This is a genomic window from Streptomyces sp. NPDC101225, from assembly GCF_044767585.1.
Classification (GTDB): Bacteria; Actinomycetota; Actinomycetes; order Streptomycetales; family Streptomycetaceae; genus Streptomyces.
The window spans coordinates 42,480-54,083 of record NZ_JBIWOE010000051.1 but is presented as its reverse complement, the minus strand read 5'-3'; the positions used below and the strand labels follow the sequence as shown (position 1 = coordinate 54,083).

10 protein-coding genes and 1 pseudogene are annotated in these 11,604 nt (G+C 71.2%); 10 read left to right on the top strand and 1 reads right to left on the bottom strand.

The genetic code is table 11. The features are described from left to right. The 10 genes and pseudogenes from ACIRPX_RS40575 to ACIRPX_RS40530 form a co-directional block, all read left to right on the top strand. A pseudogene (locus ACIRPX_RS40575) lies at nt 1-95 on the top strand (acetyl-CoA acetyltransferase); the annotation flags it as partial. A 13-nt stretch (nt 96-108) separates the two neighbouring features. Next, entirely contained in the window at nt 109-705 is a 597-nt protein-coding gene (locus ACIRPX_RS40570; RefSeq protein WP_404204920.1) for an alpha/beta fold hydrolase, read from the top strand. Beyond that, the gene (locus ACIRPX_RS40565) at nt 675-890 is read left to right on the top strand and encodes an alpha/beta fold hydrolase (protein WP_404204918.1); all 216 of its coding nucleotides are present in this window, start codon (nt 675-677) and stop codon (nt 888-890) included. The genes ACIRPX_RS40570 and ACIRPX_RS40565 overlap by 31 nt, the downstream gene beginning before the upstream one ends. Before the next feature lie 54 nt (nt 891-944). Continuing rightward, complete coding sequence (locus tag ACIRPX_RS40560; RefSeq protein ID WP_404204916.1) at nt 945-1,664, top strand: response regulator transcription factor; 720 nt, start codon at nt 945-947, stop codon at nt 1,662-1,664. After that, complete coding sequence (locus tag ACIRPX_RS40555) at nt 1,639-3,156, top strand: sensor histidine kinase (RefSeq protein WP_404204914.1); 1,518 nt, start codon at nt 1,639-1,641, stop codon at nt 3,154-3,156. Before ACIRPX_RS40560 ends, ACIRPX_RS40555 begins: the two co-directional genes overlap by 26 nt. A gap of 164 nt (nt 3,157-3,320) precedes the next feature. Beyond that, nucleotides 3,321-4,652 carry a DUF3500 domain-containing protein gene (locus ACIRPX_RS40550; protein ID WP_404204911.1) on the top strand — a complete coding sequence of 444 codons (1,332 nt, stop codon included), beginning with the start codon at nt 3,321-3,323 and terminating at the stop codon, nt 4,650-4,652. A gap of 111 nt (nt 4,653-4,763) precedes the next feature. Next, a complete protein-coding gene (locus ACIRPX_RS40545) occupies nt 4,764-5,681 on the top strand; it encodes an aminoglycoside phosphotransferase family protein (protein ID WP_404204909.1) in 918 nt (305 codons plus the stop codon). Nucleotides 5,682-5,902: 221 nt separating this feature from the next. Next, the gene (arsM, locus tag ACIRPX_RS40540) at nt 5,903-6,814 is read left to right on the top strand and encodes an arsenite methyltransferase (protein WP_404204907.1); all 912 of its coding nucleotides are present in this window, start codon (nt 5,903-5,905) and stop codon (nt 6,812-6,814) included. 212 nt (nt 6,815-7,026) lie between these two features. After that, nucleotides 7,027-7,470: an STAS domain-containing protein gene (locus ACIRPX_RS40535; protein ID WP_404204905.1), complete on the top strand. Its 444-nt coding sequence runs from the start codon at nt 7,027-7,029 to the stop codon at nt 7,468-7,470. 381 nt (nt 7,471-7,851) lie between these two features. Continuing rightward, on the top strand, nt 7,852-10,245 hold the full coding sequence (locus ACIRPX_RS40530) for a M4 family metallopeptidase (RefSeq protein ID WP_404204903.1): 2,394 nt from the start codon (nt 7,852-7,854) through the stop codon (nt 10,243-10,245). 56 nt (nt 10,246-10,301) lie between these two features. On the opposite strand, the gene ACIRPX_RS40525 is transcribed toward ACIRPX_RS40530, so the two are convergent. Continuing rightward, nucleotides 10,302-11,498 carry a glycoside hydrolase family 64 protein gene (locus tag ACIRPX_RS40525; protein WP_404204901.1) on the bottom strand — a complete coding sequence of 399 codons (1,197 nt, stop codon included), beginning with the start codon at nt 11,496-11,498 and terminating at the stop codon, nt 10,302-10,304. Nucleotides 11,499-11,604: the final 106 nt, after the last annotated feature.

Sequence of the window (11,604 nt, the reverse complement as noted above, 5' to 3'; positions counted from 1 at the left end):
TCGCCCACCAACTCGCCCGCCGCGGCAGCGGCACCGGCATCGCCACCCTGTGCATCGGCGTCGGACAAGGCCTCGCCCTCGTCCTCGAACGCTGACGGAGGAGCGCGCATGCCGTCCGACCACCCCCTGCTCCACCACCGCCTCCTGGGAGAGCCCGGTGCGCCGCTGCTCGTGCTGGGCCCGTCCCTGGGGACGTCGCTCCAGGTGTGGGAGCCGCAAGCAGCCTCACTCGCCGGGCAGTTCCGCGTCCTGAGCTTCGACCTCCCGGGGCACGGCGGTTCATCGAGCGGCGTACTGCCGACCGTCGCCCCCGGTCGTACGACGGTTGACGACCTGGCGCACCTGGTCCTCGAACTCGTCGGCCATCACCGCGCCGACTGCTTCCACTACGCCGGCATCTCGCTCGGCGGTGCCGTCGGGGCACACCTCTCGGTGCACCACCCGGACCGGGTCGCCTCCCTCGCGCTCGTCTGCTCGTCGGCGCATTTCGGCACGGCCGAAGCCTGGCTCCAACGCGCCGCTCTCGTACGGCGGGAGGCACCGCCGCGCTGCTCACCGCCGTCCCGGACCGCTGGTTCGCCGACCCGGGCACGGCGGCGGGCCCCCGCGGAACGGCCCTGCTCGACGACCTCGTGGCCGCCGACGCCCACGGCTACGCGGCCTGCTGCGACGCCTTGGCGACGTACGACCTGCGCGGCGACCTGAGCCGTGTCACCGCCCCCACGCTCGTGGTCGGCGGCACCGGGGACAGCGCGACGCCGCTGGACCACTCCCGGGAACTCGCGGCCGCGATCCCCGGCGCGGTCCTGCGTACCGTCACCGCCGGGCATCTCGCGGTCGAGGACCCCGGCACCCTGCGCACGGCCCTGCTCGCCCACCTCATGAACTGATCCGGTGCTCATCTGTCACAGCACCCGCACAGTTCCCCGTGCCATCGTCGCGCCATGTCCGTTGGTGCTGTGGCCCGTGAGGCCGGGGTTCGTGTGCTCATCGTCGATGACGAGCCCGAACTCACCGAGCTGATGTCCGTGGCCGTGGCCGAGGCCGGGTGGCGGGCCTTCACGGCGGAGGACGGGCGCAGCGCGCTGCGGATCTCGCGGGCCTGCGCGCCGCACGTCGTCGTGCTCGACGGGATGCTGCCCGACGTGGACGGCGTGGAGGTGCTGCGCCGCCTGCGGGTCGAGAACGCCGGGTTGCCCGTGCTGATGCTGACGGCCCGGGACGCCGTGGAGCACAGGATCGACGGGCTGGCGGCGGGAGCGGACGACTACGTGACCAAACCCTTCTCGCTGGAGGAGGTCATGTTGCGGCTGCGCGGGCTGCTGCGCCGGGCGGGAAGCGAAGAGACGCGTGGGGAGGGACCCGTGCACGTGCTGGGTGACCTCGTGGTCGCCGAGCGGACACGCGAGGTGGAGCGCGGCGGGACGTCCGTCCCGCTCACCGCGAAGGAGTTCGACCTGCTGTGGTTCCTGATGAGCCATCCGCACCAGGTGCTGAGCAAGGCGCAGATCCTGGACCACGTCTGGAACGCGTCGTTCGACGGAGAGGGCAACCTGGTCGAGGTCTACGTGTACAGCCTGCGTGCGAAGATCGACAAGGGGCGTCCGCCGATGATCCGAACGGTGCGTGGAGTCGGCTATGCCATCAGGGCCGCGGAGGACTGACATCCAGGGGTGCGGACGCACCGGCTTGGGCGGACGCTCGCTTCGGGCCCGGCTGGTGCTGTTCATCTCCGTCACGATGCTCATCGTCTGCGCGGCCATGGCGCTGGCCACCGTCGTCGTTCAACGCGTCTGTCTGCTCGGGGACTTGGACCAGCGCGTCACCGACGCAGCCGAGCGCGGCCAGGGCGGGCTTCAGCACAGGACCGGCGACGCGACGGACCTCGGGTTCCTGAACGAGCGTGGCCAGCCCGTCGGCACGCTCGCCGCCCGCTTCGACGACCAGGGCCGCGTCCTCGCCGCCGAGGTGGTCACCGGCGACGGCCGGCAACAGGTCCTCTCCGCCGCCCAGCGCGACGCCCTGGCCGGGATCACCACGGACGGCACGCTGCACACCCGCACCGTCCCGGGCCTGGGCACCTACCGCCTCATCGCGCTCGCGGGGGACGGCGTGCCCGTACTGGCCGGGCTGCCCATGGACGACGTACAGCGGGTGATCAACGACCTCGTCGTGGTCGAGGCGGTGATCGCCGCTCTCGGGCTCGTCTTCGCGGGCGGCGTGGCCGCCGTGGTCGTCCGTCGTCAACTGCGCCCGCTTGCACGGGTCGCGGCCACCGCCGTGGAGGTCGCACGGGTGCCGTTGGACCGTGGTGAGGTGGGCGCACTGATCCGGGTTCCGGCTGCCGACACCGACCCCGGCACCGAGGCCGGGCAGGTCGGTGTCGCGCTCAACCGCCTGATCGACCACGTCGAGTGCTCCCTCGCCGAGCGTCTGCGTGCCGAGCAGGGCATGCGGCGCTTCCTCGCCGACGCCAGCCACGAACTGCGCACACCGCTCGCTTCGATCGCCGGATACGCGGAGCTGATGGACCGCGGCAGTGACCGTATCGAGCCCGAGCTGGCCTGGCGGCGCGTCTGCGCACAGTCGGCCCGCATGGCGGGCCTGGTGGAGGACCTGCTGCTGCTCGCCCGCCTCGACGAGGGACGGCCGCTGGGGAGGGCGGAGGTCAACCTGGCGACCCTGGTCGCCGAGGCCTTGTGGGATGCGCGGGCCGCGGGCGGCGATCACGAGTGGCAGCTGGCGCTACGTCTCGACGGTGGCCTGGCGTCGGTCGTCGGCGACTCGGCCCGGCTGCACCAGGTGGTGGGCAATCTGCTGGCCAACGCGCGCGTCCACACGCCGGCCGGCACCGCCGTCACGGTCGTCGTGGAGACCACGGACACGGAGTGTGTGATCCGGGTTCACGACAACGGCCCCGGCATCCCCGCCGGCCTCCTCCCCACCGTCTTCCGGCGCTTCACCCGGGCCGACGCCTCCCGCACCCGTGCGACCGGCGGATCGGGCCTCGGACTGGCCATCGCCGCGGCGATCACGCAGGCGCACGGCGGCCGTATCGACGTCGAGAGCAGGCCGGGGCGGACCGAGTTCGCGGTACGGCTTCCTGCCGCACCCCGTCCGTCCACCACCCGGTCCGCGACGCCCCCCGAACTCTAAGCATCCCCATAGATGTCCAGGTCAGAACGACTATGACCGCCGTCGGAGCGCGCTTCGCACCGCGTCCGCGCTCTCACTTCAGGTAGGCCTCAGTTCGGTCCGCCACAGTCAGGGCTCCACGGCGGTCCGGAGGGGACCTGCCATGACGAAGGGAAGCAGCGACGATGACCGAGCTCGACGCCGGAGAGCCGACGGACCGGGAGACCGACTCCGACGGTGGCCGCAGCGCCCACGCGAGCCGCCGTAATTTCATGCGGAAGGTCTTCTTCGCGAGCGGGGCCACGGCGGTCGTCACGATGGGCGGGGCCGGCGCCTGGGCCGCGATGGCCGAGGACACCACCGCTACGGCAGACGCCTCGGCCGACCCCTCGCCGAGCGGCATGCCCAGCGGCGGACCGGGCGGAGGCCCCGGCAACCAGTCGATCACCGAGGAGTTCTTCGGCCTGACCACCGACGGCAGGCGGATCGACGACCTGTTCGCGATCCATTCCACCAGGGTCGCGACCGCGCCGGTGATCACTGCGGCGAAGGCATTTCTGGCCGGCCTCACCGATGACCAGAAGACCTCGACACAGTTCACGGTCCACTCCACCGAGTGGCGGCTGTGGAGCAACGTCGACTCCTACGAGCGCCAGGGCGTCTCGCTCGCCGACCTGACCTCCGATCAGAAAAAGCTTGGCACGGCGCTGCTGGAGGCCGCCCTGAGCGCGGACGGCCTGGAGACCACGGAGAAGATTCGCCGGATCAACCAGGCGGCAGGCGAGGCGATCGGCAACACCACGTCCTTCAACGAGGACGCGTACTACTGGACGTTGATGGGCACGCCCTCGGCCCACGAGCCGTGGGGCTTCCAGTTCGACGGCCACCATCTGGTCATCAACTACTTCGTCCTCGGGGACCAGGTGGTGATGAGTCCCTGCTTCTGGGGCTCGGAGCCCACGACGATGAAGATCGACGGCGAGACGGTCACGGTGTGCCACGAAGAGGTCGCCGCCGCCCTCGCGTTCATCAACTCCCTCACCGAGGAACAGCAGACGGCCGCCATTGCCTCCTCGACCAAGTCGAACGAGTCCATGAAGGCAGGAGCCTTCTCCGACAACGCCGTCCAGGCCTACGAAGGCATCCGCGGCACCGCCCTCACCTCGGGGCAGAAGGCGAAACTCCTCGGCATCGTCGAGGCGTTCGCGGGCAGGGCGAAGGCGGACGCCGCGAAGGTCCGGATGGCCGAGGTCCGCGACCACCTCGACGCAACCTACGTCACCTGGGCGGGCGGCACCGGCTCCGACGACGCCTTCTACGTCCGTGTGCACAGCCCGGTGGTCTGGGTCGAGGTCGACTGCCAGGCACCGGGCCCGCTTGCCGGCGCGTACGGCGCCACCCAGGGCAGCGGGCCGACCCAGATGCACGTTCACTCCGTCATCCGCACCCCGAACGGCAACGACTACGGAAGGGAGCTCCTCAGGCAGCACTACCGCACCTCGCCTCACCACCGGTGAGGGACTGCCGTCCCGTCATCGTCAGTCACCCCCTCACGCCGGAGGGCCGCACCCGTCGGGTGGGGCCCTCCACGCGTCGAGGAAGGCCACCCGCGGCTAACGTAACTGCCCATGACTCAACCGGGGATCGAGATCACCGCCGAGCTGATCCGGGATCTGCTGCGCGACCAGCATCCGGACCTGGCCGATCGGCCCTTGAAGCTCGGTGCGCGCGGCTGGGACAACCAGCTGTGGCGGCTCGGCGACGACCTCGCCGTCCGTCTGCCCTGGGCGACGGAGAGCGCGGACGCGCTGCTGCGCAAGGAGCACGCCTGGCTGCCAGTCCTCGCGCCGCACCTCCCGCTGCCGGTTCCCGTCCCGCAGCGCCTCGGGGAACCGTCCGAGCGCTTTCCGCGGCCCTGGATCGTCACCACCTGGGTGCCGGGTGAGCCTGCCGACCGCGCCCCGGTCACACGGGCCGAGGAGGCCGCGGACTCCCTCGCGGCCTTCCTGACGGCGCTGCACACACCCGCGCCGGACGGAGTGCCCGCCGGCCGTGGCCGCGGGGTACCCCTGGCCGACCTCGCCGACGGGTTCGCCCAAGGGCTCGCCACGGCCGCCGAGTCGGAGCTGATCGCCGACCCGGAGGGCGTCCGCGCCGTATGGGACGACGCCGCGGCCGCCCCTGCCTGGACGGGCCCGGCGCTCTGGCTCCACGGAGACCTGCACCCCGCCAACGTCCTCACCGCCGACGGCGCGTTGTGCGGCGTCATCGACTTCGGCGACATGTGCGCGGGCGACCCGGCCTGCGACCTGGCGGCCCCCTGGACGCTCCTGCCGGACGGCTTCACGGACCGCTTCCACGACGCCTACCGGCCGGGCGTCGACTCCGCGACCCGACGCCGCGCTCGCGGCTGGGCGGCCATGCGGGCCCTCGGCGGCATCCTCATCGGAGACGCGGGGGACCGGGGCCGTCCCGGTGGCAAATCCACCTGGGGCCCACCTGCCCACGCGACGCTACGACGCCTCGTCGACTCGGCCCGCCGCTGAACCGGGCGCCCGCCGCGGGCTGGACCACGCGACCCCGCGCCACCGCCACGCACTGCTCAGGACCGCTGCGGACCGGGCGGGTGCGCCCGTCGGCCGCCCGCCGCCCCGGGCCGATCACCCCGGCCTTGTTTCGACATGCCTCTATATTGACGTGTCTCGATTCAAGGCGCAAGCTTGCAGCAAAGCCGGGGCCGTCGAGCCTCTTCACCGAGGAGTGCGCCATGAGTGATCAGCCCACCGACCTGCGCGAGGCCGTCCGCCTGCGGTATGCGGCGGCGGCCGTGAAGGTCGCCGAAGGCGGCAGCTCCTGCTGCGGGCCCGAGCCGGTCGAGGCCGACGAGCACTTCGGCTCGGCCCTGTACGCCGCGGACGAACGCGACGCACTGCCAGCGGAGGCCGTCGCCGCCAGTCTCGGCTGCGGGAACCCCACCGCCGTGGCCGAGTTGCGCGAGGGCGAGCGGGTGCTGGACCTCGGCTCGGGCGGCGGCATCGACGTGCTGCTGTCCGCGCGCCGGGTGGGCCCGACGGGCAAGGCGTACGGCCTGGACATGACCGAGGAGATGCTGGCCCTGGCCCTTGCCAGCGCGGCCGAGGCAGGTGCCACGAACGTCGAGTTCCTCAAGGGCACCATCGAGGCGGTCCCGCTGCCCGCCGGCACGATCGACGTCGTCATCTCCAACTGCGTGATCAACCTGTCCACGGACAAGCCCGCCGTGTTCGCCGAGACCTTCCGCGTGCTCAGGCCCGGCGGCCGGATGGGCGTGTCCGACGTCGTCGCCGACGACGCGCTGAGCGCCGAGCAGCGGGCCGAGCGCGGCGACCACGTCGGCTGCATCGCCGGGGCCCTGTCGTTCGCCGAGTACCGGGCGCACCTGGAGGCCGCCGGCTTCACGGACGTCGCGATCACACCGACCCACGTCGTCGCCGACGGGATGCACTCCGCCGTCGTCCGCGCGAGGAAGCCCATGGCGCAGGCGAAGGCCGCCGGTGCCGTCGGGCCGGCGGCGGGCGCGCGGGCGGAGGACTCCTGCTGCGGCGTCACCGCGTGCTGCACCCCGGCGGAGGAGGCGGCCGACCCGTCCCTGACCGCCGACGAGGCCAAGAGCGCCTCCGGATGCGCCTGCCGGAGCTGACTCCGCACCGCTCGCGGGCAGCCGGACGGGTGGACCGCTTCCGCCGGACTGCGTCGATCACGCCGGTTGCCCGGTTGCGTCCCTCACGCTTCCGGAGAGAGGGTGTGCGTGCGGTCAGGCAGCGGCCACGCCGGTCGTCGTGTCGGATGACGCATCCGCGACCGGCGCCCCGCACGACGCATGCGTTCGACCGGACCGTGGAGCGTGGCCTGATGACGAGCCGTACCCCCCTGACGGTGCTGCCGACCACCGACCAGGTGGCGGTGGTCCGCCTGTCCGGCGCGCTGGACGCGGACACCTGTGCCGACCTGGCGCGGGAGCTGGATCGGCACCTCGACCGGGCGGCCCGGCACGGGCTGCGGCTCGTGCTGGACGTGGCCGGTGTGGAGGTGGTGAGCGCGGCGGCCCGCCGGGCCGTCCAGCGGGCCACGGACCACCTCGCCCACACACCCGTCCTGGTGGTCGCCGCGAGGCCCTCGGTCCGTACGGTGCTGGAGCAGGCGCACCTCGCCGGTATCCGCCTGCACGCCACCCTCGCCGACGCACTGGCCGACCTGCCCCTGCCCCTGGCCCTTCCGCCCTCCCCGACCGTCGCCTCGAGCGCACTCCGGTCGGGGCCCACGTCTGCCGGACCGGACGGCCTGCCGCAGCGGTAACCCGGGCCAGGGGGCCGGGCAATCCCCCTCCCGGGGGCGTAACCATGCCCGCCGGCCTGACCGCGGTTGCCGTCAATGAGTCCTGCGGACCTGGCGGCCCGTCAATTTCCCTGCGCACCCGCCTGCTTGCCTCGCAAACCGGCCCGCCGCGCACAGAGGGATATCCCTAGAGTGTTCCCGGCGCGACCCTATGGTGCCCGCGCACCGATGACATGGCCCGGTCAACACTGTCATTCTCCCTTCAACTGCCGCACCACCCCCCACGTTCTTCTCATCACGCAGTGACGGCCCGTCCCGCACAGCCCGTCTCGTCCCGGTCAGTACACCCGTCTGTCCGGTCTGTCATGGCCGCCCCACGCGGCCGCAGCAGTAGGAGAACGAGTGAGACGCATCCCCCGCAAGCGCACGGCGCTCGGAGCCCTGGCCTCCACCGCGGCTCTTCTCGCCGTCGGCATCCAGTCGGTCCCGGCGAGCGCTCAGTCCGCCGCTCCCCACCCCAGCCCCCTGCGCGCCGGTGGCCTGGAGGCCAAGCTGAGTCCGGCGCAGCACAGCGCGCTGATCAAGAGCGCCCAGGGCAGGACCGCGGCGACCGCGCGCTCCATAGGCCTCGGCGCCAAGGAGAAGCTGGTCGTCAAGGACGTCGTCAAGGACAACGACGGCACCGTGCACACCCGTTACGAGCGCACCTACGCGGGCCTGCCCGTCCTCGGCGGCGACCTCGTGGTGCACACGCCGCCCGCCTCGCTGGCCAAGGGCACGGTGAGCACGACCTTCAACAACAGGCACACCATCAAGGTCGCCTCCACCACCGCGACCTTCAGCAAGTCCGCCGCTCAGAGCAAGGCGCTCAAGACCGCCAAGGCCCTCGACGCCGAGCGGCCCGCCGCGGACAGCGCCCGCAAGGTGATCTGGGCGGGCACCGGCACCCCGAAGCTCGCCTGGGAGACGGTGGTCACCGGCCTGCAGGACGACGGCACACCCAGCCGGCTGCACGTCGTCAGCGACGCCGACACCGGCAAGGAACTCGGCCGGTTCCAGGACATCGAGACGGGCACGGGCAACACCCAGTACAGCGGCACCGTCACGCTGAACACCACGCTGTCCGGGTCGACCTATCAGCTGTACGACACCACGCGCGGCGGTCACAAGACGTACAGCCTCAACAACGGCACCTCGGGCACCGGCACCCTGATGACCGACTCGGACGACGTCTGGGGCACCGGCTCGGGGTCCAACACCCAGACCGCGGGCGCGGATGCCGCCTACGGCGCGCAGGAGACCTGGGACTTCTACAAGAACACCTTCGGGCGCAGCGGCATCAGGAACGACGGTGTCGCGGCCTACTCCCGCGTCCACTACAGCAGTGGCTACGTCAACGCCTTCTGGGACGACAGCTGCTTCTGCATGACCTACGGCGACGGCTCCGGCAACACCCACGCGCTCACCTCGCTGGACGTGGCCGGCCACGAGATGAGCCACGGCGTCACCTCGAATACGGCCGGGCTCAACTACTCCGGTGAGTCAGGCGGGTTGAACGAGGCGACCTCCGACATCTTCGGCACGGGCGTGGAGTTCTACGCCAACAACAGCAGCGACGTCGGCGACTACCTCATCGGCGAGAAGATCGACATCAACGGCGACGGCACCCCGCTGCGCTACATGGACAAGCCGAGCAAGGACGGCGGCTCCGCGGACAGCTGGTACTCGGGCGTCGGCAACCTCGACGTGCACTACTCCTCGGGCCCGGCGAACCACATGTTCTACCTGCTCTCCGAGGGCAGCGGCACGAAGACCATCAACGGCGTGACGTACAACAGCCCGACCTCCGACGGCGTCGCCGTCACCGGCATCGGGCGGGCCGCGGCCCTGCAGATCTGGTACAAGGCGCTGACGACGTACATGACGTCCAGCACCAACTACGCCGGAGCCCGCACCGCCGCCCTGAACGCGGCCGCCGCGCTGTACGGGACCAACTCCACGCAGTACGCCGGGGTCGGCAACGCCTTCGCGGGCATCAACGTCGGCAGCCACATCACCCCGCCGTCGTCGGGCGTCACGGTCACCAACCCGGGCAGCCAGTCCTCCACCGTCGGCACGGCCGTGAGCCTGCAGATCTCGGCCAGCAGCACCAACAGCGGCTCACTGACGTACGCCGCGAGCGGACTGCCCACCGGCCTGTCGATCAACAGCTCCACCGGTGTGATCTCCGGTACGCCGACCACGGCCGGCACCTACAGCAGCACCGTCACGGTGACCGACAGCACCGGCGCCACCGGCACCGCCTCCTTCACCTGGACGGTCAGCTCCAGCGGCGGCGGCACCTGCACCGGGGCGCAGCTCCTGGGCAACCAGGGCTTCGAGTCGGGCAACACCGTCTGGAGCGCGACCAGCGGAGTCATCACCAGCGCCAGCGGTGAGGCCGCGCGCAGCGGCTCCTACAAGGCCTGGCTCGACGGCTACGGCACCACCCACACCGACACCCTGTCCCAGTCGGTGACCGTGCCCGCCGGCTGCAAGGCCACCTTCACCTTCTACCTGCACATCGACACGTCGGAGACCACCAGCAGCACCGCCTACGACAAGCTGACGGTCACCGCCGGTTCCACGACCCTGGCGACGTACTCCAACCTCAACGCCGCCTCCGGCTACTCCCAGAAGTCCTTCGACCTGTCCTCGTACGCGGGCTCGACCGTCACCCTGAAGTTCAGCGGTGCCGAGGACTACTCCCTGCAGACCAGCTTCGTCGTCGACGACACCGCCGTCACGACCAGCTGACCGCACCCGATCGCGGACCGGCCTCACCCCACGCACGCGGGGTGAGGCCGTCGGCGTCAGCTGAACGGGTCGAGGGTCAGCTCCGCCCCCTGCGGGCTGCCGTCGTGGACGAGCGACTCCTGGTGGCCGACGTCGTCGAAGGCGAACGCATAGGCCTTTCCGTCGGCCATCCGGTCGTGGATCGCCCGGGCGTACTCGTTGGTCACCGAGTCCTTGTAGAAGTCCGCGGAGGACGAGTCCGGCTGGTTCGGGTGGGTCAGCAGCGTGGTGCGGTTGAAGCCCGCGCACAGGGTCCGCGAAATCGGGCCGCGCACCTGGTCGTTGGGCGCGTCGAGCAGCTTGTGGCAGCCGAAGACGCTGTCCGCGTCCGGCTTCTGGAAGGTGGTGACCACCTTGCCGGAGCCGTCGGTGAAGTTCATGACGCCCCCGGACACCGTGCCGTAGTACTTGGTGTCCGGCTGATCGCCGAACGGCGTCACGGTCAGGGTCGACGACGCGTACTTCTGCCATACGCGGTCGATGTAGTCGTCCATCACGGACGCCGGCAGCGCGCCGGACTCCAGTCCGTGCCCCGGGGCGAGTGCCCGCAGGACCGTCCCGTCGGACCGCGTCTCGATCAGCTTGGACCAGCCGGACTTTCCGCGCAGGTCGTTCAGGACGCCGTTGTAGCCGCCCGGCGTGAGGTGCCCCGTGGTGGCCGTGCTCCCGTCCGATCCCCGCACGCCGACCGCGTAGGGCGCGGAGAACATGTCGACCTGCGTGCTGTTGAGCCACAGGCCGGAGTCGTTGAGCGTGTACTCGGACCAGTTGAAGAGGATGTCGTGGTTCGGGTCGCCCGGGTTCTGCACCGCGGGCTGCACCAGGCCACCGGTGGTCAGCCTGAACACGAGCTTCTGCCCGTAGGAGAAGTAGACACGCCCCGAGAACTTGGGGATCCGGATCGTCTTCGACCGGCCTGTGCCGGGCCCCGCGATGGAGGCGTCCGGTGCGTCCGTCGGCGGGTTCCCGCCGGCCGGCCACGCGTGGAAGGTGCCGTTCGCGTCCGCCCAGCCCTGCCGGCCCGTCGAGAGCAGGGTGCCGATGGTGTAGACGTAGACCGGTTCACTGCGGCCGGAGTTGTTGGTCACCTTCAGGGGGATCGTGTCGGGCACCGCCGCCTTGGCGGACGACGGCGACTGGATGGCGATCACCGCGGCGATCAGCGCGGCTGCGGCTGTGGGGGCCAGCAGACGGCGAGTTGACTTGTGGTGCACGCTCCACCTCCGTGTGTGGGGTCACTCGAGGGGAATTGGTCCGTACCTCGTGATGAGAGCGCTCTCAAACTGGCATCGGGGTTGCGGGCATGTCAACCTGTGGGAC